General features: G+C 67.9%; 24 protein-coding genes. 14 read left to right on the top strand and 10 right to left on the bottom strand.

Annotation, left to right across the window (positions count from 1 at the left end; translation table 11 throughout):
* Nucleotides 1-166 precede the first annotated feature (166 nt).
* The 5 genes from AC1DBD_RS07850 to AC1DBD_RS07830 all read left to right on the top strand — a co-directional run bounded on the left by AC1DBD_RS07850 (nt 167) and on the right by AC1DBD_RS07830 (nt 3,800).
* Nucleotides 167-1,132 carry a carbohydrate kinase family protein gene (locus tag AC1DBD_RS07850; protein WP_441419080.1) on the top strand — a complete coding sequence of 322 codons (966 nt, stop codon included), beginning with the start codon at nt 167-169 and terminating at the stop codon, nt 1,130-1,132.
* A 9-nt stretch (nt 1,133-1,141) separates the two neighbouring features.
* Entirely contained in the window at nt 1,142-1,639 is a 498-nt protein-coding gene (locus tag AC1DBD_RS07845) for a YbhB/YbcL family Raf kinase inhibitor-like protein (RefSeq protein ID WP_441419079.1), read from the top strand.
* Nucleotides 1,640-1,777: 138 nt separating this feature from the next.
* Nucleotides 1,778-2,596, top strand: coding sequence for an HAD family hydrolase (locus AC1DBD_RS07840; RefSeq protein WP_476981780.1), 819 nt, complete (start codon nt 1,778-1,780; stop codon nt 2,594-2,596).
* Between the two features lie 111 nt (nt 2,597-2,707).
* A complete protein-coding gene (locus AC1DBD_RS07835; RefSeq protein ID WP_441419077.1) occupies nt 2,708-2,953 on the top strand; it encodes a hypothetical protein in 246 nt (81 codons plus the stop codon).
* A 46-nt stretch (nt 2,954-2,999) separates the two neighbouring features.
* Nucleotides 3,000-3,800 (top strand): glycerophosphodiester phosphodiesterase family protein, encoded by an 801-nt coding sequence (locus tag AC1DBD_RS07830; protein ID WP_476981779.1) that lies wholly within the window; start codon nt 3,000-3,002, stop codon nt 3,798-3,800.
* Between the two features lie 36 nt (nt 3,801-3,836).
* Here the strand turns inward: AC1DBD_RS07830 and AC1DBD_RS07825 are convergent, their stop codons facing one another.
* Nucleotides 3,837-4,730: an NAD(P)H-hydrate dehydratase gene (locus AC1DBD_RS07825; RefSeq protein ID WP_476981778.1), complete on the bottom strand. Its 894-nt coding sequence runs from the start codon at nt 4,728-4,730 to the stop codon at nt 3,837-3,839.
* Nucleotides 4,714-5,484 (bottom strand): histidine phosphatase family protein, encoded by a 771-nt coding sequence (locus AC1DBD_RS07820; RefSeq protein ID WP_476917277.1) that lies wholly within the window; start codon nt 5,482-5,484, stop codon nt 4,714-4,716. The genes AC1DBD_RS07825 and AC1DBD_RS07820 overlap by 17 nt, the downstream gene beginning before the upstream one ends.
* A 154-nt stretch (nt 5,485-5,638) precedes the next feature.
* Here AC1DBD_RS07820 and AC1DBD_RS07815 point away from each other — a divergent pair, with 154 nt between their 5' ends.
* A complete protein-coding gene (locus AC1DBD_RS07815; RefSeq protein ID WP_476981777.1) occupies nt 5,639-6,763 on the top strand; it encodes a glycerate kinase in 1,125 nt (374 codons plus the stop codon).
* 25 nt (nt 6,764-6,788) lie between these two features.
* Here AC1DBD_RS07815 and AC1DBD_RS07810 read toward each other — a convergent pair whose 3' ends face one another.
* Both AC1DBD_RS07810 and AC1DBD_RS07805 read right to left on the bottom strand, forming a co-directional pair.
* Complete coding sequence (locus AC1DBD_RS07810) at nt 6,789-7,451, bottom strand: DUF6766 family protein (RefSeq protein ID WP_476893444.1); 663 nt, start codon at nt 7,449-7,451, stop codon at nt 6,789-6,791.
* Nucleotides 7,452-7,502: 51 nt separating this feature from the next.
* Nucleotides 7,503-7,994, bottom strand: coding sequence for a DUF6328 family protein (locus tag AC1DBD_RS07805; RefSeq protein WP_476981776.1), 492 nt, complete (start codon nt 7,992-7,994; stop codon nt 7,503-7,505).
* Between the two features lie 224 nt (nt 7,995-8,218).
* Here AC1DBD_RS07805 and AC1DBD_RS07800 point away from each other — a divergent pair, with 224 nt between their 5' ends.
* Complete coding sequence (locus AC1DBD_RS07800) at nt 8,219-8,749, top strand: hypothetical protein (RefSeq protein ID WP_441419070.1); 531 nt, start codon at nt 8,219-8,221, stop codon at nt 8,747-8,749.
* 92 nt (nt 8,750-8,841) lie between these two features.
* Here the strand turns inward: AC1DBD_RS07800 and AC1DBD_RS07795 are convergent, their stop codons facing one another.
* From AC1DBD_RS07795 to AC1DBD_RS07780, 4 genes are all read right to left on the bottom strand, one after another.
* Nucleotides 8,842-10,197 carry a uracil-xanthine permease family protein gene (locus AC1DBD_RS07795; protein WP_441419069.1) on the bottom strand — a complete coding sequence of 452 codons (1,356 nt, stop codon included), beginning with the start codon at nt 10,195-10,197 and terminating at the stop codon, nt 8,842-8,844.
* Nucleotides 10,198-10,255: 58 nt separating this feature from the next.
* Nucleotides 10,256-10,669, bottom strand: a complete 414-nt coding sequence (locus AC1DBD_RS07790) for a class I SAM-dependent methyltransferase (RefSeq protein ID WP_476981775.1) — start codon at nt 10,667-10,669, stop codon at nt 10,256-10,258.
* A gap of 72 nt (nt 10,670-10,741) precedes the next feature.
* Entirely contained in the window at nt 10,742-11,977 is a 1,236-nt protein-coding gene (locus AC1DBD_RS07785; protein ID WP_476981774.1) for a multicopper oxidase domain-containing protein, read from the bottom strand.
* Between the two features lie 227 nt (nt 11,978-12,204).
* Nucleotides 12,205-13,221: an NAD-dependent epimerase/dehydratase family protein gene (locus AC1DBD_RS07780; RefSeq protein ID WP_476981903.1), complete on the bottom strand. Its 1,017-nt coding sequence runs from the start codon at nt 13,219-13,221 to the stop codon at nt 12,205-12,207.
* Between the two features lie 92 nt (nt 13,222-13,313).
* Between AC1DBD_RS07780 and AC1DBD_RS07775 the strand changes: the two genes are divergently transcribed.
* Entirely contained in the window at nt 13,314-14,099 is a 786-nt protein-coding gene (locus AC1DBD_RS07775) for a GNAT family N-acetyltransferase (protein ID WP_476981773.1), read from the top strand.
* Nucleotides 14,100-14,139: 40 nt separating this feature from the next.
* Nucleotides 14,140-14,772, top strand: coding sequence for a class I SAM-dependent methyltransferase (locus AC1DBD_RS07770; protein WP_476981772.1), 633 nt, complete (start codon nt 14,140-14,142; stop codon nt 14,770-14,772).
* 60 nt (nt 14,773-14,832) lie between these two features.
* Here AC1DBD_RS07770 and AC1DBD_RS07765 read toward each other — a convergent pair whose 3' ends face one another.
* Nucleotides 14,833-16,461 (bottom strand): HNH endonuclease signature motif containing protein, encoded by a 1,629-nt coding sequence (locus AC1DBD_RS07765; RefSeq protein ID WP_476981771.1) that lies wholly within the window; start codon nt 16,459-16,461, stop codon nt 14,833-14,835.
* Nucleotides 16,462-16,548: 87 nt separating this feature from the next.
* Nucleotides 16,549-17,019, bottom strand: coding sequence for an N-acetyltransferase family protein (locus AC1DBD_RS07760; protein ID WP_476981770.1), 471 nt, complete (start codon nt 17,017-17,019; stop codon nt 16,549-16,551).
* A 168-nt stretch (nt 17,020-17,187) separates the two neighbouring features.
* Here AC1DBD_RS07760 and AC1DBD_RS07755 point away from each other — a divergent pair, with 168 nt between their 5' ends.
* The 5 genes from AC1DBD_RS07755 to AC1DBD_RS07735 all read left to right on the top strand — a co-directional run bounded on the left by AC1DBD_RS07755 (nt 17,188) and on the right by AC1DBD_RS07735 (nt 21,325).
* Nucleotides 17,188-17,751 carry a flavodoxin domain-containing protein gene (locus AC1DBD_RS07755; protein ID WP_476981769.1) on the top strand — a complete coding sequence of 188 codons (564 nt, stop codon included), beginning with the start codon at nt 17,188-17,190 and terminating at the stop codon, nt 17,749-17,751.
* A gap of 218 nt (nt 17,752-17,969) precedes the next feature.
* Nucleotides 17,970-18,710, top strand: coding sequence for a phosphotransferase (locus AC1DBD_RS07750; protein WP_476981768.1), 741 nt, complete (start codon nt 17,970-17,972; stop codon nt 18,708-18,710).
* A 127-nt stretch (nt 18,711-18,837) separates the two neighbouring features.
* The gene (locus AC1DBD_RS07745) at nt 18,838-19,443 is read left to right on the top strand and encodes a malonic semialdehyde reductase (protein WP_476981767.1); all 606 of its coding nucleotides are present in this window, start codon (nt 18,838-18,840) and stop codon (nt 19,441-19,443) included.
* Nucleotides 19,444-19,525: 82 nt separating this feature from the next.
* Nucleotides 19,526-20,053: a 2'-5' RNA ligase family protein gene (locus AC1DBD_RS07740; RefSeq protein WP_476981766.1), complete on the top strand. Its 528-nt coding sequence runs from the start codon at nt 19,526-19,528 to the stop codon at nt 20,051-20,053.
* A 138-nt stretch (nt 20,054-20,191) separates the two neighbouring features.
* Nucleotides 20,192-21,325: a GGDEF domain-containing protein gene (locus AC1DBD_RS07735; protein WP_476981765.1), complete on the top strand. Its 1,134-nt coding sequence runs from the start codon at nt 20,192-20,194 to the stop codon at nt 21,323-21,325.
* The last annotated feature ends 20 nt before the right edge of the window (nt 21,326-21,345 follow it).

Here is a 21,345-nt window from a genome sequence, read left to right as displayed (position 1 = left end):
CAATATTCTGGCGCAGCCCCAGGATCACGGCGCCGGGCGCGCCGGCGCGGCGGGGCGAGGGCTGGGTGTCAGGGGTGGGCACTCCTTAAGGCTATACCCCTGGGGGTATCGTACCAAAACACCGGTTGGGGCGGCGCCGGGCGGCGTTCTCTGGCAGAGTATGAGCATGCTCACAGTCATTGGTGAGGCCCTGGTTGATGTTGTCCAGCGCTCCTCAGGTATCCAGGCCCACGTCGGCGGCAGCCCCTTGAACGTCGCGGTGGGCCTGGCCCGGCTGGACCACCCGGTGCAGTTCATCGGCCGCTACGGCCGGGACGCCTACGGGGAATCCGTCGCGGCGCACCTCAAGTCCAGTTCGGTGCTGCTCCCGCTGGGTCCGGACGAACTGCCGACGTCGGTGGCAACCGCCTTGATTGACGACGACGGCGCCGCGAGCTACACCTTCGACCTCGCCTGGGAGCTCCCCGGCCTCGCGGACCGGCTGCCGTTCATGCTGCAGGGCAGCACGCTGCTGCATACCGGCTCGATTGCCACGATGCTGGCGCCGGGTGCCGCGGAGGTGCTTGCCGCCGTCGAGCATGCCCATCCTTCGGCGACCATCAGCTTCGATCCCAACTGCCGGCCCAGCATCATTACCGACGCCGACTACGCCCGCCACCAGGCCGAAAAGTTTGTCACGCTCGCGGACGTGGTCAAGGCCTCCGACGAGGACCTCGAATGGCTCTACCCCGGCGTTGATCCGCTGGATTCGGCCCGCCGGTGGCTCTCGCTCGGCGGCTCGGAGGGCCCCGCCATGGTGGTGGTCACGCGCGGCGCGGCCGGACCGTGGGCCGTCAACGCCGCCGGCGAGGCGCGCGTCGCGGCCCCGTCGGTGAAGGTGGCGGACACCGTCGGTGCCGGGGATTCCTTCATGGCCGCGCTGCTCTCCGGTGTCGTGGACCTGGGCCTCAACGGAGCCCAGAACCGCAAGGAGCTGCGCGAGCTATCCGCCGGGAGCCTGCGCGAACTCCTGGGCCACGCCGCCGCGGCGGCCGCCGTTACGGTCTCCCGTGCCGGGGCCAACCCGCCCACCCGGGCCGAACTTAACCGGATGGAACTGGGCCCGGAAAGTGCGGGCCTAACCAGCAATTGAGAGGAAGCCATGGCAGCCTTCAGCCTAAGCAGCGACACTTTCGAGGACGGCCAGATCCTGCCGGCGGCCCAGCGCGGCGCCGCTACCGGTCCCGGTGGCAAGGATGAATCGCCGCCGCTGCACTGGAGCGGCGCTCCGGCCGGCACCCGAAGCTACGCCGTCACGGTGTTCGACCCCGACGCGCCGGGCCACGGCGGCTTCTGGCACTGGGCCGTGCTGGACATCCCGGCGGACGTCACCTCGCTGGCCGCGGGGGCGGGGTCGCGGCACGGCGGCGGCCTGCCGCTGGGCGCCTTCCAGCTCCGGAACGACGGCGGTTCCGCAGGCTACCTGGGGGCCGCCCCGCCCAAGGGCCACGGCCCGCACCGCTACGTCATCACGGTGCACGCCCTGAACGTGGAAAAGTCCGGGCTCGACGCCGGCGCATCCCCGGCCAAGCTGGAAGCCAAGCTCGGCCCGCACACCCTGGCCCGGGCGAGCCTGACCGGACTGTACGAACGGCACTGACCGGCGTCGTCGTACGCAGCGGAACCAGCCCACCCACGCCCCCGTTTCGACGCTTCCCTGCGCCCTCGACGATTCCAACCACCCTGCGGGCAGGGAACCGTCGAAATGGCGCGGGCGCGGCCAACGTAGACTGGCAGTATGCGGCTGGTAGCAAGTGATATTGACGGAACGATCCTGGGCCACGACGGCAAGATCAGCGACCGGACCGTGCGCGCTTTCCACGCCTGCCGCGACGCCGGGGTGGAACTCGTGTTCGTCACCGGCCGTCCGCCGCGCTGGCTGCACCCCCTGCAGGAACAACTCGGCCACACCGGAACCGTGATCTGCTCCAATGGCGCGGTGGTGTGGGACCTGGAGGCCGACCGTATGGTGTCCGCCCGGGCCCTGGAGCTCGACGCCGTCTTCGAAGCCCGCCGCATCATCCAGCGGCTGCGTCCTTCCGCGTTGTTCGCCGCGGAAACCCTCACCGGCTTCCACCTGGAACCCGGGTTCCTGGGTACCGGTTCCAGCGGACTGCTCGCCGAATTCACGCCCGCCCCGCTGCAGGACACGCTCCGCGCCGACGACGCCATCGTGAAGTTCCTCGCGGTCGTCCGGGAAGGCACCGCGGATGAGTTCCTCGCCGAGGTTTCGCCCGCTGTCGCGCATCTGGCCGCCGCCACACACTCGGCCCCCAACATCGCGCTGCTGGAGCTGTCGCTGCCCGGCGTCAACAAGGCCGTGACCCTCGCCGAATACGCGGCGTCCCTGGGCGTTCAGGCGCAGGAGGTCGTGGCCTTCGGCGACATGCCCAACGACATCGAGATGCTGCGCTGGGCCGGGCACGGCTACGCCATGGCCAGCGGACACCCGGAAGCCATCCGTGCGGCCGGCCAGCAGGCACCGCATTTCGACGACGACGGCGTGGCCCAGATCCTCGAAGCCAAGCTCGCCGAGCTGGGCGTCCGGCTCCCGTAACCCACGCCGCCCGGCGGACACGGGATTCCCAGCTGACGGACAACTGCCGTTCACCTTGGCCGCCTAGGCTGGCGTGACCGAACGGATCTCTTGACTGATGGTGGGGCAATCATGGCCAGGTACGGCAACCGACATACTGATGACCAGCCGCTCCGACGGGTGGATCCCGACGCGCATTGGAAGAGCCTGCGCCAGGGCGACCGGGTCCGGGTGCGGCTCACGCCCGGGTTCGAGACCGGCGGGTTCGTCGACGCGGTGACGCCGGACCACACCACTGTGTGGGTGGACCTCGACGGCGGCGGCCGGACACTGCTGCACTGCAGCGACGGGGTGGAGATCCTGCCCCACGGCTCCTGAGCCCGCGTTCCGGCAACGGCCGGCCCGGCTCCGGTACGCTTCAAGAGTGACCCTCCCGCACCCCTTCCTCGCCCCCGGCGGCGCTGCCGGCGCGCCCGTGGCGATGGCCCACCGCGGCTTCTCGCCCGAGGGCGCCGAGAACTCGATGGCCGCCTTCCGCGCCGCCGTCGCACTCGGTTACCGCTACCTGGAAGCGGACGTGCACACCACCGCCGACGGCGTCCTGATGCTCTTCCACGACGAAACCCTCGACCGGGTCACGGACGGCAGCGGCCGGATTTCCGAGCTCCCGGCCGAAACGGTGGCCCGGGCCAGGATCGCCGGCACCGAGCCGATCCCGCTGCTGGAGGAGCTCGTCGCGGAGTTTCCGGAGGTCCGGCTGAACCTCGACGTCAAGGACTGGAACTCGGTGGCCACCCTGGCCGCGGCGATCGAGCAGTATGGCCTGCATGACCGCGTCCTGATCGCGAGCTTCTCCGACCGCCGCCGGCGCGCCGTGCTGCGCCGCCTGAGCCGGCCCGCCGCAAGTTCCGCCGGCATGGCCTCCAACGCCCTCTTCGTGCTGCTGGGGCCGCTGCTCCCGGCGACACTGCTGCGCCGGGTGACGGCCCGTGCGCTCCACGACGTGCACGCCCTGCAGGTCCCGGTCCGTTACGGGGCCGTGCCCGTGGTGACGGCCGGGTTCGTCCGCCGCGCCCACCGCCACGGCCTGCACGTCCATGTCTGGACCATCAACTACGCGGCCGAGATGCACCGCCTGCTGGACCTCGGCGTCGACGGGATCGTCACCGACCGCGCGGACGTGCTGAAGGCCGTCCTGCAGAAACGTGGGCAGTGGCCGGACTGAGGCCCTGCCCTGACCAACGGCGGCCGCGCGCACCGCTTAACTGCTGAGTTCCACCATCAGCGCCGGCAGCTCATCGCAGAGCTCGCGCGCCAGATAGCCGAGTCCGCCCAGCCTGCTCGCCAGCCGGTCGCCGGCAGCGGCATGCAGATGGGAGCCCCAGCAGGCGGCCTGCGCATCGGTGGTCCCGCGGGCCCGCAGGCCGGCGATGGCTCCGGCCAGTACGTCGCCGCTTCCGGAGGTGCCCAGGCCGCTGTGTCCGGTGGTGATTTCCCAGAGGTTCCCGCCGGGCTCCGCGATCACCCCCTGGCAGCTCACCACCGCCTGGTACTTGTCGGCGATCCGAGGCACGTCCCGCTGAAGATCCTCAATGTCCCGGCCCAACAGGATGCCGCCTTCGGTGACGTTGGGGGTCAGGATCAGCCGGCCGGCCCAGGGCTGCAGTTCGCCGGCCAGTTCGGGCAGGCAGCCCAGTGCATAGGCATCGAGGACGACGGCGGGTCCGCGCTTCGGCCGCGACCGGCCCGGCAGCAGCAGCGCCCGCAGCAACGACAGGGTCTCGTCCTTGTCGTCCAGGCCGGGTCCGACGAGGATGGCGTCAGCGGCGCCGGCCTCGTCTGCCAGCAGCGACGCCCCGGAGCCCTTAACCGACCCGTGGCCCGTTTCCGGCAGCCCCACGACGCCGGACTCCGGGAACGCCACCGCCAGCTGCACCGCCGTCGACTCTGCCACCGCCAGGGTCAGCCGGCCGGCGCCGGAGCGCAGGGCCGCGACGCCGGCGAGGAGGGCGGCCCCCGGCGTCTTGCGGGCGCCTCCCACCACCAGCACCGAACCGCGGTCGTCCTTGCCGGAGCCGCCGCCGGGCAGCGGCCAGCCGCGCAGCAGAGTGGGTGTCAGCTGCACCGCGAGCGATGACTTAGCGCGGGTGGACATCGGCGTCCCCTGCGTGCTCGGTGACGGGAACGCCCTGCTCCGCCAGATGGTCTGCCATGTTGAAGCTCTCGAGCTCCCACGCCCCCGTCCCGTCGGTGCGGACAAAGCGGCTGACGGAGGCGTTCAGAATGCTGGTCGTGGCGGCAATGTCCAGCAGCTCGGACTCCGAGAGGCCCTGCAGAATGTAGCGGAACAGCACGATCAAGGCATCGTGGCAGACCAGCAGAACCTCTTCTCCGGCATGGTCACGATCCAGGTCGGCCAGCAGCGAGCGAAGCCGCAGCACGACGTCGGCCCATGATTCGCCGCCCGGCGGCCGGTAGTAGAACTTCCCCAGCCACCGCCGGCGCTGGGCTTCCTCCGGCAGCCGCGCCTCCACCCCCGCGGAGGTCAGCATGTCCAGGATGCCGAGTTCGCGGTCGCGGAGCCGCTCGTCCAGCCGGATCTGCACCCGCCATCCGCCGGTCTGGACTGCGAGTTCGGCGGTCTGCCGGGCGCGGGCGTAGGGGGAGGACCATACGGCGGTGCGGCCCGGCTCGGGGACGCGGGCCAGCAATCGGCCCAGCGCCAGCGCTTGTTCCCGGCCGGTGTCCGAGAGTCCGACGTCGGCGTCGCGCGCCGGGACGTTTATGACCTGGGCCCCGGCCTGATGCGCGAGGGTGGCGGCAACGTTGCCTTCACTTTCCCCGTGCCGGACCAGTACGAGTCCCGTGATGCCCGGCAAGCTGCCGCCGGTGTGTCCGATGTTGCTCACCGCTACCTCCTGCTCGCCGGCCCGCGGGGCGGGCCGGAACTGCCACGGCCGTCCGCGGGAGGATCCCGGGCGGCCCGGAAGTGCCCACGTTACTCCGGCGCTCCCGGCCTTGTCTCGGAAAGGAATTGTCGGCGCGGGCTGGCAGGATGGAGCCATGCGTATCCTGATCGCCCCTGACAAGTTCAAGGGCTCCCTGACTGCCGCCGAGGCCGCCGCCGCCATTGCCGAGGGCGCCCTGCGCGTCTACCCCGAGGCCGAGGCCGTCCAGTTCCCCGTGGCCGACGGCGGCGAGGGCACCTTGGAGGCGGCGGTCGCTGCCGGGTACGAGGAGCGCCTGAACGCCGTCGTCGGGCCGATTCTGGCGCCGATCGGCGCGGCCTGGGCGATCCGCCAGGACGCCTTCGGCGGGGCGACCGCCGTCATCGAGACGGCACAGGCGTCCGGGCTCGCACACATGGAGCCGACGCCGGCCAACGCCCTGCGGGCCCACAGCTACGGGTGCGGACAGCTGATCGCGGCCGCGCTGGACGCCGGCGCCACCGAAATTGTGCTTGGCGTGGGTGGCTCGGCCATGACCGACGGCGGCAGCGGCGCCCTGCGCGCCCTGGGCCTCAAGCCGGTGGACGCCGCCGGCAATGTGGTGCCGCTCGGCGGCGGCTCGCTCGGCGACGTGGTCGCCGTGGACCTCAGCGGACTGGATCCGCGGCTGGCGGCCGTGAAGTTCAGGATTGCAGTGGACGTGCAGAACCCGCTCTACGGCGCCGACGGCGCCGCGCACGTCTTTGGCGCCCAGAAGGGCGCCGACGCGGAGGCCGTGGAGGTGCTCGACGCCGGGCTGCGCAACTGGGCCTCGGTGCTGCGGCAGGCCACCGGCCGTGACGTCAACGTCCCCGGCGGTGGCGCCGCCGGCGGCTTCCCGGCGTCGTTCCTGGCCTTCAGCAACGCTGCGCTGGAGGGCGGCTTTGAACTTGTCGCGGGGCTAACCGGGCTTGCCGCGAAGCTCGCGGACGCGGACCTGGTGATCACCGGGGAGGGCTCCCTGGATTCCCAGTCGCTGGCCGGGAAGGCGCCGATTGCCCTGGCCGACGCTGCCCGCGACCTGGGCATCCCGGTCATCATGGTCGCCGGCCGGATTCTCGTCACCCCCGAGGACCTCGACCGCCACGGGGTGGTCGCCGCCGCCCAGTTGCTGGACGTGGCGCCCAGCGCCGCCGATGCCATCGCCAACGCCGCGAAGTACCTGGCCTGGGCCACCAGCCAGGTGCTCGAAGGGGCCTGAGCCGCGAAGCCGGAGAGCCTCCGCCCTAGGCGCCGGTTTCGTAGTGCGGCTCGGCCACTGGCTTGGACTCCGGGGATCCCTTCTCCCGCAGATACACGGAAGCGCCGACCAGCACCGCGACGGCCAGGAACTCGCTCTGCCAGTTCTGGAATGACTCGAACCAGAACCGGCTCGTCGCGAGGTAGCCCAGCACGGTGACCGGGGGCTGGCCATGGGCCTGCTGCTCCTGGCTGTACTCCTCGCTGCCGCCTACCGCGTGGAGCGCGACTGACATCAGGAACAGCAGCAGGAACATGATCGAGAGGGAGTGCTCATAGATTTTCAGCACCCAACCGCCGCGGCGCACCGGCCACGGCGTCGCCGCCTTGATCGTGGCCTGCCGCGGATCCTCGTCCTGCGGGGCCTTTTTCCCCATCGGCTTCGACTCGGAGGAACCCTTCTGGAAGAGGAAGACCGTCAGGATGACGTACATGCCCATCTGCAGGAACTCCGACTCCCAGTTCTCGAAGGTCGCCTCCAGGAACGCTCCGGTCCCCAGATACTCGAAGATTCCGACGGCGGCCTGGCCGTGGGCGAGCTGGTCCTCGCTGTAGTCGGCGGCCCCGCTGATGACCATGCCGCCGAAGAAGACGACGAAAAGTCCGATGTTCGCCAGCAGCAGTCCGTGTTCCTTGGCCCACTTGCGCATTCTTGCTCCCGATTCTGGGTGGATCGTGTGAGGTGCAGTTCCGTTCATGGCCTACCCCCGTCCGGTCTTGCGGCGGAGCCTGTTGGGAATCAGCACGAGCAGGATCAACAGTACGGCCAGCAGCGCGCCGCCGGCGGTAAGTCCGGCGGTCCGTCCCGCTGTCACGTCAAAGACCAGCGCAGAAGTACCCACGCTCAGCAGTGCGACGCCGGCCAGGGCCACTTTCGCGATCCGGTCCGCACTGGCCACGAGGGTATCCTTGAGCCCCTTGCGGAAGAGCCGGCGATGCGCGCTCACCGGCAGCAGAATCAGTGCGGTGGTTAGGGCGGCCACGACAACGTTGGTGAGGTAGAGGGTCAGCTGGAATCCGTCCAGCGTCTCGAAGCGTGATTGKAACGGCAAGGTCAGCAGGAAACCGGCCAGGATCTGGACGCCGGTCTGCAGAACCCGCAGCTCCTGCAGCAGTTCGGCCCAGTTGCGGTCCATCTTCTCGTCGAAGGTTTCGTCCCGGCCATCGTTCCGGGTTTCTTCGGCGTTGGGCATCGTCGCTCCCTTTCAAGTTTCACCTGCGACCCCCTTTGCGTGCGCCCGGCACGGGATGGCGGTCAACTTGGCCCGAAACACAAATTCAGGTCGGTACTAAGCTTACTGAGGATTTTTCGGGTACGGTGGAAAACACGGAAAGGCTGCGCTCCCGGGCGCGGCTGGACTCCAGATCCGATCATCCAGATTCGACCGGCCGAATGCCAGAAAGCAGGAGGAACGACATGACTCAGGACCAGCAAGGACGCCCCATCGAAGAGGAAGCGGGCGGCTACGGAACCCCCACCGCCGAGCAGGAACTGCCAGGCGGGGACGCGAAGACGTTTGCACAGCCCCGCGATGAAGAGGCCTTCGATGCCGCGGGCCTCAACCAGGACAGCCCGGACGGCGAAACCTACCCGGCGGGGACGCCGGACCTGAGCCAGTTCGGGGCCGAAGACCAGGACAGCGCAGGAGAACCCGGAGCCGGACGCTTCGGAGGAACAGAGGAACAGATGAACGCGGAAAACGAAAGCAGCGAAGCCGGATTCGAGCAGGGCAACGAAGCGGCAGCCGAAAGCGGCGGCGCGGTGCCCTCCTCGGACGCGGAGATGGACGCGGCCAACACGGAGGAACCGGAGCCGGGCCGGCCGTTCTCCTCGGAGTCCGGCCAGGACGCCGCCGGAATTCCGGACGGCAGCGGCACGGACCTGCCGGATGAGAAGTCACCGAAGGATCGTGACAGCGAAGACAAGGAATCGTTCGACGCCGGCTAGACCGCCGCGGACACGCCGAAGGCCGGCGCCCTGCCACCGCATGGTGGGAGGGCGCCGGCCTTTTGTGCAGCGGGTTGTGTGCCTGCCGGCGGCTAGCGGCGCTTCTTCGGAGAGCGCTTCGCCGCGGCGTTGACGGCAGCCCGGGCCGCTGCGACGGGCGCGGCGTCTTCGGTCTCCGGTTCGGCCACGGTGCCGCGGGCCTTCGCGATGGCCTTCATGCCGTGGTAGATCACCAGGGCGGCCGCGGAGCCCAGGGCGATGCCGGTGAACTTGAGGTCGCCGATGGTCCAGGTGTAATCGGCGATGCCGACAATCAGGGCCACTGCGGCGGTGGTGAGGTTGATCGGGTTGGAGAAGTTGACCTTGTTCTGCACCCAGATCTTCACGCCCAGGACGCCGATCATGCCGTAGAGCATGGTGGCTGCGCCGCCGAGCACGCCGGCCGGGACGGTCGCGATGAGTTCGCCGAACTTCGGCGAGAAGCTCAGCACGACGGCGAAGATGCCGGCCACCCAGTAGGCCGCCGTCGAATAGACCTTCGTTGCGGCCATGACGCCGATGTTTTCGGCGTAGGTGGTGGTACCGGATCCGCCGCCCAGGCCGGCGAGGACAGTCGCGGCGCCGTCGGCCATCAGTGCGCGGCCGGACACGCCGTCGAGGTTCTGCCCGGTCATGGCGGAGACCGACTTCACGTGGCCGATGTTCTCCGCCACCAGCACCAGCACCACCGGGACGAAGAGGCCGACGACGCCGAGGTGGAATTCGGGGGTCTGGAAGTGCGGGAGCCCGACCCAGGCGGCGGCGTCGACCTTGTCGAAGTTGATCTCGCCGCGGATCATCGCGACGAGGTAGCCCACCACGACGCCGACCAGGATGCTGAGGCGGCCAAGGATGCCGCGGAAGAAGACGCTGACCACGATGATCACCGCGAGGGTGACCAGGGCGGTGATGGGGGCGGCGTCGAAGTTGTTCTTGGCGGCGGGGGCCAGGTTCAGGCCGATCAGCCCCACGATGGCGCCGGTGACGATCGGCGGCATCAGCCGGTTGATCCAGCCCGCGCCGAACTTCTGCACAATGGCGCCGATGATGGCCAGCCCGACGCCGGCCAGCACCACGCCGCCCAGCGCGCCGGGAATCCCGTACTGCTGTTGGGAGGCCATGATCGGGGCGATGAACGCGAAGGAGGAGCCGAGGTAGCTGGGCACCCGGCCCTTGGTGATTACCAGGAACAGCAGGGTGCCGATGCCGGAAAAGAACAGCGTGGTGGCCGGCGGCATGCCGGTGATGATCGGCACCAGGAAGGTGGCGCCGAACATGGCGACAACGTGCTGCATGCCCACGCCGATTGTCAGGGGCCACGCGAGGCGCTCATCCGGCCGGACGACCTCGCCGGGGCGGATGGACTTGCCGTTTCCGTGGAGCTTCCATTTGGTGCCGAGCATGCTCATTGCAGCGAGCCTTTCAAGAATGTGTGGCGGGACCGGGAAGGAATCTTCCGGTGACACTTTACCGCGCCGGCCGGACGGCATTGGTGCCGGAAGCATCGATATAGTGCCGGTATGCCAGCCCTGACTGTTCCTTCTCTAGGTTTGCGCGCTGCCTGGCTTGAGGCCCACGCCGAGTGGGGGCCGGGTCTTCACGAGGATGGCTTCGTTGTGCCACCCGGACCATCCCCGGTGAGAGATCCACGCCTGTAACGTCGAGCCCCGCTTCGGCTAAGCGGACACTCAATCGTCCGGCGCCGCATCCGGCGTCGATCACTTTCCGTCCCGGGGCAGCGCGAAGCCGCGCGCAGAAGTCGTTGATCATCGCCATATCGAGCCGCGCTTCAAAGCTGGTGTCCGGGAGCGCCTCTGAATAAGCCTCGGCCACCGTGTGATATGCGGTTCTTACGCCGGCCAGGTTCTCGGAGTTTCCCATTGCCCGAGCGTACCGACCCTGGGTCTTCCCGGCGGGCCCGTCACTCTCCCAAAAACCGGCCGCGCCTGTCTGCTACGGCGTGTGGTCGGAATGGTCGCTGCTGCTGCCGCTGCCGGTGCTCGCCGCGTCCGCCACCCGGTACCGGACCGACATACCGGCGGTCAGATGGTCGTTGACGTGGCAATGAAAGAGCCAAGTACCCACGTCGTCGGGAACCATATCGGCCACCACCATGCTTGCCGGCAGCAGGCTCACGACGTCGGTGCGCATACCCAGCGCCGTTGCGGTGTTTCCGTGCCAGTGCGGTGTGTGCAGGTCCACCTCGGTACCCATGCCCATCAGGTACCAGCGGACCCGTTCGCCTTTTTTCATAGTCAGCGCATCTAACGGCAGATTGCCGTACACGTACCCGTTGATGGAGTGCATCAGATTGCTCTCGACGAACTCTTCATCAGCCGGCGCCACCGAACGCGGGTCGCCGGCGAAGCGGTCGATATTGCGCTTGAGGTACGGGCTGGCGTTTTCGTTACTGACTTTGAACTGGACAAAGAACTCGCGGTCCACATCGTTCGGGGTACCGTCCGCGCGGGCGGCGCCGGTATTGGTGATGACCATCGGACCGACTAGGCCGGCGTAGTCGTCTCCGACTTCGTCCTTGTGCGAGTGGTACATCCACATCACGGAACTCCCGTCCATCGGGCCGGGACCGGCCCGGTCCGGCACTTTGTAGCTGTAAATGTAGGAGTGTCCCGGAGGTACGGCGTCGTCCCCGTGGTCCGCCGCCCCGGTGCCGTCGTCGTACGGGGCGCCCTCGCTGGCCTTGTCGTAGAACACGCCGTGGACGTGCACGGAAGCCGGACGGTCGAGGTTGTTCTTGAAGACCACCTTGATGGTGTCGCCGACGACGCCCCGGATGACCGGGCCGAGCATGCCGAGATGCCGTTCGGCGGCGCTGCGCGGCTTGAGCTTGGTGAAGGACGCGTCCGTGTACTCCCGGTACAGCGCCTTCACGTAGGTGGCGCCAATGCGCCGGGGGCCGCGCTGGGTGAAGACGGCCGCTGTTTTGTCGAAGGCTGCGCCCGTGACCTGGTTCATTCCGGACGGCGCATAGTTCCAGTCGACCTCGTCCGCCCCGATGTAATACGTCCGGGTCTGCGGAACGTACTGTCCCTTCGCGGACGTTGCCATCGCCGTGCAGCCTGCGAGGGCAACAACCGTCGCCAGTGCCGCGGCCATTGCGGCGTGCAGCGCAACCAGAATCCTTCGCGGCCAGAAGAGAGGGCTCCGGTGCACTTGCTCCATTGCCATGAGATGACTGCCCATTAGGTGGCCCACCTTCGAATCCATGCCGAGCGGAGAGACTTGAGCCTTAGGCTCTTAAGCGTAGGACGGAGGCCACAATAAGCGTAGGGCCGGGGCCGAGGATTTTCCTTGCGGGATACCCCTGACGGAGCGTGCTGCTTTCCCTCCGGACTCCGCCAGGACGCTGCTGCGGTTTCGGTCAGCGCCTGCAGGTGCCGGGCCGGGATCGGATCCTAGCTCCGTGCGGCGAGGAAGGCGTCTTCAGCGGCGTAGTCGGTGAGGTGGTCGAAGAACGGCTCCGCGGGGCCCGGCTGGTTGGCCGGGTTGGCGAGTAGCCAGTCGATTTCCGCAGTGACAGTTTGGGCGTAGGTTCCAACGGGCTGGTAGCCGAGAGCCGTGGACGCCTGCGTGTCGAGGATCAGCGGCGGAGTGAAGTTCCAAGGGTGCGCGCCGAGGTCCTGATGGGCGTCGGAATCGAGGAGGATTTCTTCCCACTCGTGGTCAAGGCGGTCCGCGACCGTGCGGGCGATGTCCAGACCGGTAGGGGCGTCGGGGTCTGCGCTGTTGAGGATCCGTTGGCCGGGGCGGGCTGCGATCGTTTCGACCAGGGCCGCTGTGTTGACGGCGGCTGTGGTGTGGTCGCCTCCGGCCCCTTTAGAAGCCAGGAACACCGCAGGCCGTCGGTCGAGGACCCGCTTGACGAACATCCATTCCCGCGGCCGGGCAGCTCCTTCACCGTGAACCTTCGAGGCGCGGATTACAGTCACGGGATAGCCGCTGTCCAGGAGGACGTGCTCGGCAGCGACCTTGTTGGCGCCGTATCCCTCGCGGGATTCGTAGTCACCGTTCCCCGGCTGCATGGTCGCGTGGTCTTCCCTGATAGGAAGCGGGAAATTTGGCGGCACGTCGGAATTCACATGGTTGCCGGCGTCGTCGATGTAGACGGCTTTGCTGGATAGCATGACCGCCGACCCGACAGCGGCCAGATGGGGGAGTAGCAGAAGGGCGTCCGCCGCCGTGTAACAGGCGGCGTCTACCAAGAGGTCCGCTCCGTTGCCCACGGTTCGTGCAAGGTCTGCGTCGTTCCTCCGGTCGGAGGACTCGAATGTGGCCCCCGCCTCGCGCAGCACTGCCGGCATCTTCGACGCGTCCCTGCCCGTGATTTCCACCTGCCAACCGGCATCCAGCAGGCGTCGCGCGATGGCCCGTCCCAACACACCTGTACCCCCAAGAATGACAGCTCGCTTCATCACGCCAACCCTAGCGGGCGATGACCACGAATCCTGCCATCAGATCCAGTGACGCGGCCCGTAACTGCGGCGTCGCTGTAGCCTGAGGTCCGATGACGAATTTGAAACTCCTTACGGCGTACGATCAGCAACTCCGCACCGATGCGGAGACCCCTAGTGCGGTCGCCGTCGAGCGTTTGGGCCCGCTGCGGCTGGTGACCTTCGCGGGCGGCCGCGGATTCGTGACCTATCAGGATCTGGCCGGAGCCGACGCGTCGAAGATCGCGCGGTGGGTGGCAGAAACGGTGGCGTTCTACCGCGCGGATCCGGAAATCGTGCGGGTCGAATGGAAAACCCGGGGCCACGACAATGCGCCCGGGCTGCACGAGGCGCTGCTCGAGAACGGGTTTGAGCCAGACGAGACAGAATCGGTCATGATCGGGGATGCCAGCGCGCTCGACGTCGACGTGGACCTGCCGCGCGGGGTGAGCCTGCGGCGGGTTACGGACGAAACGGACATCCGCGCCATGAGCGCCATGCAGGACGAAGTCTTCGGCAGCCCCGCCTCTGACGGAAACGCTGAAGCAATCCTGCGCCGAATGGCCCGCGGCGACGGGATGGAGCTGTGGGTCGCCGAGCACCAAGGCGTGATCGTCAGCGCCGGCCGCCTGGAACCCGTGCCGGACACCGACTTCGCCGGCATCTGGGGCGGCGCCACACGCGAGGAATGGCGCGGCCGGGGAATTTACCGAGCGCTCACCGCAGCCCGTGCACGCGCGGCGATGTCGCTGGGCAAGACGCTCATCCACAGTGACTCGACCGAATATTCACGTCCGATTTTGGAGCGCTACGGCCTGGTCCGGGTGTCCACGACGACGCCGTACCGCTGGCGCCGCTGAACGGCGAAGACGTCGGCGACCGCCATGGCAGACTGATTCCGTGACCCACGGACCGGACTATGCCGCCTACGCCGCCAAGATGCGCGGCCTGGCCGTCTCTGGTTGCGACCTCCAAGTCGACGCCCGGTTCGTTGACATGCTGAGTCCAAGGGGTGCCCGCATCCTGGATCTCGGCCGTGGGATCGGGTCGGCTGTCGGTGCCCTTCGAAACTGCGGCCATCTAGCCTACGGCGTTGATCCGACCGAAGCCGTTCTGGCTGTGGCCCGCGACCTTTTCGCCCCCGGATGGTTTCGGGGCATGAGCGCCGAAGACGTTTCTGCCGCCGCGCTGCGCGATCAGGGCCTGCCCGGAACCTACGACCTCGTACTCATGTCAGGAAACGTCCCGGCCTTCCTCACGGAAGACGGCCTTGCAGGGATCTTCGAGCAGCTCCCCTCCATCCTGGACCCGGGCGGTTCCCTCGTTGTCGGCACCTCCACGGCCGCCCGAGGTGGACCGGCGCAGCAAGATCTGGTGGCCACCGGCCCGGGTCTCACCCTGACGCACCGTTTTTCTGATTGGCATCTGAGCCCGTTCACCGCGGATTCGCCTTGGTCAGTGAGTGTCTATTCAAACTCCGGCCAACGCCGCACCGCCGCCGGCCCGGACGGGATCTTCGTCCTCGGCAGCTGACCTTTGCGCGCGAGTGGCCGCGCCGCCTGCCCGTTTCACCGCCGACGTCGGGTGCGTCGTTCAGCATCTGAAGTAGTGGTTTCTTCGGGGTGTTTGGCGTGGGTCGAGGTGGGGTGGCGGGATGAACCAGGGGATCCCGGCGCGGATCTGGATGGTCCATTGTTCTTTGTGAGTCAGGTGGTGATGGTGGGAGCAGAGGAGTGTTCCGTTGTCGGTGGATGTGGTGTCGCCTGTGGACCAGTAGTTGATGTGGTGGGCTTCGCACCAGGGTGCGGGGATGGTGCAGCCGGGGAAGGAGCAGCCCTGGTCGCGGGCGGTGATGGCTTTGCGGAGGTGGGGCGGGAAGATCCGGCTGGTGCGGCCGATGTCCAGGATCCGGCCCTGGGCTCCGAGCAGGACGGGGATGATGTCCGCGTCGCAGGCGATTTTGCGGATGGTCGCGGCGGTGACGGGGCCGGTGAAGGCCAGGGTCCCGGTGCCGGTGAACCCGAGCGGGCCCGCCCCGGGGCCGTGTCCGGTGGCTTCTCCCGCACGGCCGAACTGGCCCGGTCCGGTGGTTCCGGTCCCGCTGAACTGGCCGCCGCCGCCGCTGGCCCCGTCGGCGTCGGTGTCTTGTTCGAGGCGGTGGAGGCGTTCGAGGAGGTCGCGGTAATCGATGGTGACCATCACCTGGGGCCGCAGCCCTCCGGTGGCGGGCAGTGCGCCCGAAGCCAGGGCCACTTTGCAGCCGCCGACCAGGCCGTCGAGGAGTTTCTGCGGCCTCGAGCGCCGGTCCAGGTCCGGTCCTGTCCCGCCCCGCCCTTCGTCGTCGGCGCCAGCGGCCCGGCGGGTGTTGCTTTCTGCGGTGCCAGCGGCACTGACGCCGTCCGCCGTTTGGGCGTCCGCTGCCGCGGTGCCGGTGCCGGCACCGGTGGTGCGGGGGTTGGTGGCGGTGTTCATCACGGTCAACAGGTGTTCGAACTGTTCGGTCGTGGCGAAGATTTCCAGATGTTGCAGACCGTGGCGGGGTTTGCGGACGAACGCGCCCTGTAACTGGCGCAGGACCTCCTCGGAGGGTTCGGCCCCGTCCTGGTCGATCGCGTCCGTCCAGCGCCTCGCGACCCGGGCCAGGAAATCCGGGTCGTGCTCCACTGCGGTCCGGGTCAGGGCGTGTTCCATCCGGGCGGCCGTCTCCGCATCGCACAGTGGCCGGACCCGGGCCAGGGCGAGGGTGATGATGGTCGCGGACCGGGACGGGACCGTACCGGCGGCCACGGCCGCGGCGAGCTCCTCGCGCAGGGGCGGGAGCGGCTGGCCGGTGATCCCGATCCGCGGCAACACGTCCCCGGCCAGGGCCAGCCGGCGGTGGGCCTCGACGGCGGTGATCTGGAGCCGGTCCCGCAGGAACTCACCGGTCTTGCGGTAGCCGTCATCGAGGACCGGGGCGTTCTCGGCGGCGGCCTCCTTGCGGGTCCGGTCCACCTCCCCGGCAGCAACAACCTGCAGGTATTCCAAGGCCCGGGCAGCCTCTTCGACCCCGCCGGCGAACTCCACGGCCTCCCCGAACCCGAACAGCGCCGCATCCCCGGCCGCCGTCGTACACAGGCGCCGCACTCGCGCGAGTACGTCAGCGAGTTCCGGGCCGTAGCCGTCCGCATCGCCGCCCGGCCAGCCGGCCGGACGAGCAATGAGAGCTGCACTGATTCCCATGAACTTAGTTCATCAGAGACCTCAGACATTATTAGGAGCAGCCGGTGCCGCCCAGCTGCGCGCTCCAACTACTCCTATCCGCCGCCGCTATTCGCGCAGGTCAAGAGTGAAACCCGGATAGTCCGGATAGTCGCCCGCACGATCGGCCGGGAACCCCAGCGCTTCGTAGAAGCCCACGGCAGAGGGGCTCGCCTGCCAGTCGAGAATCATCGGCTGCGGCCGTAATCTGGCCCAATCGAAGATGAAGTCCATCAACGCCTTCCCCGCGCCGAGCCGACGTGCCTCCGGATCGACGTAGAGGTCATGGACCCGGCCCGTAGTGAAGGTGGTGCGCAAACCCGGCCCGAAGTCCTGGGCCAGTCCGTAGCCGAGGAGCCGGCTGCCCGACTGGGCCACAGCAACGCACCAGGCCCCGTCTGAGAGTACGTTCGCGTAACGGCTGGCGAAGTCCTGCTGCGGCACATCCCGGGCGGCGGGTGTGAAAGCGATCGACAACCGCCGAACTTCGGCTGCATCTTCCTCCGCGCCCGGACGGACGGATAGTTCCGCAAACGTCATTCGCCGAGCCTTCCCCTAAAAGTACAGCGGACTTCCACCTACATACTGCCACTGGTCGTCCATACTGCCACTGGTCGTCGCCGGCCTGGCCTGTGCCGGGACCTATGGCAGGTTCCAACCGGCCCCAGCTTCCAACAGACTTGAGCGAGGACGGTAGGAGGTTCAACCATGAGGGTTCTCGTTGCCTACGCAAGTGCACTGGGGTCCACCAGGGAAATCGCCCAACACGTAGCCGACCGCATGGCTGTTGCGCTGGGCGAGGTCGAGTGCCGGTCCGTGGAGGAAGTTAAGTCTGTCTCCGGCTACGACGCATTCGTCGTCGGCAGCGCCATCCACAATCAGGCGTGGCTGGATCCGGCTTTGGTGTTCTTCACACACAATGCGCACGAGCTGGCCAAACGACCTGTCTGGGTCTTCAGCGTGGGGATGTCCGACGCTTTGCCGAGACTTTTTCGAAAGCGCGGTGCGGCACTACAACAGCAGCGCCTGGAACAATCCCAGTTCCAGGACGTTGAGCTTCGCGGCCACAAAGTCTTCTCGGGTGTCTACGAGGCGGCCCAGATGCCAGGGCCGCTCCGGGTCCTGTTCCGGCTCACCGGCGGCCACTTCGGAGACTTGCGGGATTGGACTGCCATCGACGACTGGACTGATGACATTACAGCCCAACTCACTAGATCTTCTGAGGGGGCGGGCGTCCAGGGTCTCCCTCCGGACCCGCCAACCGGCGCCTGAACGACGTTCCGGCGGACACCGATCTCATCGAACAGGCCAACGCCCACCGCGAGCTCTCGTCCTCCTAGCACCACGACGACGCCGATGCGCCCGGGCGCCTACGCGCCTATGCGCCCCGGCGCCCGGGGGCGCCCGGGGCGCCGGCCGCCGTCCCTCTCACCGAAGGGGCGGGCACCGAACCGCCAACCGGCGCTCACCCCGTCCCCTAGATTGGTTGGATGGTGAACGAAGAGGTCCTTGCCGGCGGTAATTCCAGCATCGTGGTGCGCGTGGGGGACACCGTCCGCCGAAACTCCGGGCCCTGGACGCCGGCCATTCACGCCTTGCTCGATGCGCTCCGCGCCAGTGGAATCACGCGCGTTCCGTCAGCAGCCGGCCTCGACGAACAAGGCCGCGAAATTCTGTCTTTCCTGCCGGGGGACGTGGTGCAGTATCCGCTTCCGGAGTGGATTTGGCATCCCTCGATCCTGCGGGACGCGGCCAGCCTGCTCCGGCAGATCCACGATTCCAGCGTCGGTTTGGCGCACGAGACGCTCAGTTGGCAATTGCCGACCCACGAACCGGTCGAGGTGGTGTGCCACAACGACTTTGCCCCGTACAACATGGTGTTCCAAGACCAGCGGTTCGCCGGAATCTTTGATTTTGACGCGGCGTCGCCCGGGCCGAGGATCTGGGATTTCGCCTATCTGGCCTACCAGTTGGTGCCGTTCATTGAGGGCGGTGGCGTCGCTGCGCCGGAGGGGCCGGAGAGAATGGGCCGCCTGGACGAACTGATTGCAGCCTACGGCTTACCGTTCCCGCGCCGGGACGTGCTGAAAACACTCGGCGCCAGGCTTGTTGAACTCGCCGATTACTCCGAGGGCCGGGCGGCCGCCACGGGACGGCCGGAACTCAACGACCACGCCGCAATGTACCGCCGCGACAGCATTCGCATGGTGCAGCTGGCGAAGGACGCATGACGGCCCGATCAGCCCGTTGTGGGCGACGTCACCCCGCGCCCCGGGAAGCTGCCGGCCCGGGCATCGGTTGAACCGAGGGACAGCAAGAGTGCCCCGGACGGGGTGGAAGCCCAGCGAAAGGGACGCGATGACTATCGCCCATGAAGAAGCAGTAATCGACGCCGCAGCAGTGGACGCCATCTTTGCCCAGGCGCGCACGGCCAACTCCTTCACCGGTGAAGTCACGGACGAGCAGGCCCGCGCCATCTACGAGCTGACGAAGTTTGGTCCGACCGCGTTCAACTCGCAGCCCCTTCGTGTCACCTATGTCCGTTCGGACGAGGCCCGCGCCACGCTGGTGGACGCCCTGTCCGCCGGCAACCGGGCCAAGACGGCTTCCGCACCGCTGATCGCGGTCCTCAGTGTCGACACCGCGTGGCACGAGCAGTGGGACAACTTCCTCCCCGGCTACAACGCCCCCAAGGCAATGTACGACGCCGCCCCGGAGCTCGCCGCGGCCACCGGCAACAACAATGCCCACCTGCAGGCCGGCTACTTCATCCTCGCCGTCCGGTCGCTGGGACTCGCTGCCGGGCCGATGACCGGTGCCGACTTCAGCAAGATCGACACCGCCTTCTTCCCGGACGGTAGCCAGAAGAGCTTCATGGTGGTCAACATCGGCCAGGCCGCCGAGGACGCCTGGGGCGCCCCGAAGCCGAAGTTCGCCTACGAAGACGTGGTCCGCACGGTCTAGGCGACCGAGGCAGCGACCGAGGCAGCGGCCGAGGCAGCCACAGGCAGGGGCGGGCGTCGGCGACCAGTGGCAGACTGGGCCCATGCGGAATCTGATTGTGGTCGCCTTCCTGGAACCCGTTACCGAGGGGATGGAGTTTCCGCGCGACGCCTGGCCGCTGCACATCACACTGGTGAAGTTCGACGTCGTCGAGCAACTGCCAGCCGACGACGGCGGGGCTGACGCCGTCCTCTCCGGCGACACCCTGGCCACCCAGGTGGCCGGGTTAATGGACGCTCCGGCCAGGGCCGCGCTGGGCAGCACCGTGACCGTGGGCGGGGAAGCGGGCTTTGGCCGCGGCGGCTCCGTCCAGGTCAGCCTGATCGAACCCAGCGCCCCGCTCCAGGCCCTCCACGAAGCCCTCGTGGCAGCGGTCGAGGCTCTTCATGGCCGGGTCGCAACCCCCGGCTACACGATGGCTGCCTTCCGTCCGCACGTTTCCCACCGGGGTGAAAAAGCCCCCCGCGCGGGCGAGCAAATGTCGCTGGACCGGATCGCCTTGGTGGACATGGCTCCCGACGGCGGCCATGCCACGCGGCGGGTGCTCAGGCTCTGGGAGGCCACATTGTGAATGAACCTCTTCATTTATGGTCCGAGGTGCAATACTGAGGTCAAATTGAGAGTTTGACTCCGAATAATACTTGGGTCACTAGGTGCGTGCTGGGGGAACCACAGGATGATGCTTGACGCCTCTACCCTGCGTGTTGCCTTGGCTGCAGTAACCCTGACGCTGCTGTGCCTGTTCTACTTCATCACTTTCAGGCGGACCCGTTCCCCGTTCAGCGGCTGGTGGTGTTCGGCGCTGTTGCTCTTCCTGACCGGATCCGCGTCCTATCTGTGGGACGGCACGGTCCACCAAGTGTGGGCAAACCCGCTGGGAAATACCTTGCTGGTCGGCGGCGCCGGAGCCATGTGGGCAGGGGCCCGGTCGCTGCGGACGAGCATTCCGAGGTTGTGGTCCTTGACGGCGGGGCCTTTTGTGACGGGCGTCGTTTCGGTGTTTGACCACCCGGCCACGAACGACTGGTCCGGCGGCCCGGTCATGCTGGGCATGATGGCGCTGATGCTGGGGCTATCGTGCCGCGAACTCTTCCTGCTCGACGTCGACTACTCCAGGGTGCACCGCCCCCTCGCCTACGGCTCAGCGCTCCTGGCCCTCTTCTATCTTGGACGCCTGACCGTTTTTGTCATTGACGGCCCCCATGGGCCGGTGTTCGTCACCTACTTCGGCTCCGTGGTGACGACCCTTCTCACCACGATGATCCTTGTGCTCGCATCCTTCACCATGGCCGAGTTGAGCAACGAACAACTGACCCGTGACCTTCGGGCGCGGGCCACGGTTGACGGGCTCACCGGGCTACTGAACCGCACCGCCTTTGTGGATCTGGCAGAGAACGAACTGCGCCGCCTGGGCAACGCCCGCACCACGGCCTCGCTGGTTCTGGCAGACCTGGACCACTTCAAGGCTGTCAACGACCAGTACGGCCATGCGGCCGGGGACGTCGCGTTGCAAACCTTCGCCGCAGCGTGCACGGCCTCGGTCCGTTCAACCGACCTCGTGGGACGCTATGGCGGCGAAGAGTTCGTCCTGCTCCTCCCGGGCGTCAGCCCGGAACGTGCCGGCGAGATGGCGGCCACTATCAGCCGCCGGTTGCAGGAGGCACAGCCGAACGTTGAGGCGCGGCTTCCTACCGTGAGCTATGGGATTGCCTCGACGGGCCCCGGCCGGGTGGACCTGCAGGCCCTGATCGCGTCGGCCGATGCCGCTCTTTACCGCGCCAAAACGCTCGGCCGGGACCGGTCGGTACTGGCCGCCAGCCTCCGCGAGGAGCAGACGGCCTGAGCCTCGGTCCACGGCTGCGG

It is taken from the genome of Arthrobacter sp. 10T419, from assembly GCF_056394105.1.
The sequence above is the reverse complement of the archived record's forward strand: the minus strand, read 5'-3'. Positions and strand labels throughout refer to the sequence as shown.

What these genes read in the sequence shown, in the direction of transcription:
- AC1DBD_RS07850 (WP_441419080.1), top strand. Translation starts at nt 167, where the DNA reads ATGCTCACAGTCATTGGTGAGGCCCTGGTTGATGTTGTCCAGCGCTCC.
- AC1DBD_RS07845 (WP_441419079.1), top strand. Translation starts at nt 1,142, where the DNA reads ATGGCAGCCTTCAGCCTAAGCAGCGACACTTTCGAGGACGGCCAGATC.
- AC1DBD_RS07840 (WP_476981780.1), top strand. Translation starts at nt 1,778, where the DNA reads ATGCGGCTGGTAGCAAGTGATATTGACGGAACGATCCTGGGCCACGAC.
- AC1DBD_RS07835 (WP_441419077.1), top strand. Translation starts at nt 2,708, where the DNA reads ATGGCCAGGTACGGCAACCGACATACTGATGACCAGCCGCTCCGACGG.
- AC1DBD_RS07825 (WP_476981778.1), bottom strand. Translation starts at nt 4,730, where the DNA reads ATGTCCACCCGCGCTAAGTCATCGCTCGCGGTGCAGCTGACACCCACT.
- AC1DBD_RS07815 (WP_476981777.1), top strand. Translation starts at nt 5,639, where the DNA reads ATGCGTATCCTGATCGCCCCTGACAAGTTCAAGGGCTCCCTGACTGCC.
- AC1DBD_RS07810 (WP_476893444.1), bottom strand. Translation starts at nt 7,451, where the DNA reads ATGCGCAAGTGGGCCAAGGAACACGGACTGCTGCTGGCGAACATCGGA.
- AC1DBD_RS07800 (WP_441419070.1), top strand. Translation starts at nt 8,219, where the DNA reads ATGACTCAGGACCAGCAAGGACGCCCCATCGAAGAGGAAGCGGGCGGC.
- AC1DBD_RS07795 (WP_441419069.1), bottom strand. Translation starts at nt 10,197, where the DNA reads ATGAGCATGCTCGGCACCAAATGGAAGCTCCACGGAAACGGCAAGTCC.
- AC1DBD_RS07790 (WP_476981775.1), bottom strand. Translation starts at nt 10,669, where the DNA reads ATGGGAAACTCCGAGAACCTGGCCGGCGTAAGAACCGCATATCACACG.
- AC1DBD_RS07785 (WP_476981774.1), bottom strand. Translation starts at nt 11,977, where the DNA reads ATGGCAATGGAGCAAGTGCACCGGAGCCCTCTCTTCTGGCCGCGAAGG.
- AC1DBD_RS07780 (WP_476981903.1), bottom strand. Translation starts at nt 13,221, where the DNA reads ATGAAGCGAGCTGTCATTCTTGGGGGTACAGGTGTGTTGGGACGGGCC.
- AC1DBD_RS07775 (WP_476981773.1), top strand. Translation starts at nt 13,314, where the DNA reads ATGACGAATTTGAAACTCCTTACGGCGTACGATCAGCAACTCCGCACC.
- AC1DBD_RS07765 (WP_476981771.1), bottom strand. Translation starts at nt 16,461, where the DNA reads ATGGGAATCAGTGCAGCTCTCATTGCTCGTCCGGCCGGCTGGCCGGGC.
- AC1DBD_RS07760 (WP_476981770.1), bottom strand. Translation starts at nt 17,019, where the DNA reads ATGACGTTTGCGGAACTATCCGTCCGTCCGGGCGCGGAGGAAGATGCA.
- AC1DBD_RS07755 (WP_476981769.1), top strand. Translation starts at nt 17,188, where the DNA reads ATGAGGGTTCTCGTTGCCTACGCAAGTGCACTGGGGTCCACCAGGGAA.
- AC1DBD_RS07750 (WP_476981768.1), top strand. Translation starts at nt 17,970, where the DNA reads ATGGTGAACGAAGAGGTCCTTGCCGGCGGTAATTCCAGCATCGTGGTG.
- AC1DBD_RS07745 (WP_476981767.1), top strand. Translation starts at nt 18,838, where the DNA reads ATGACTATCGCCCATGAAGAAGCAGTAATCGACGCCGCAGCAGTGGAC.
- AC1DBD_RS07740 (WP_476981766.1), top strand. Translation starts at nt 19,526, where the DNA reads ATGCGGAATCTGATTGTGGTCGCCTTCCTGGAACCCGTTACCGAGGGG.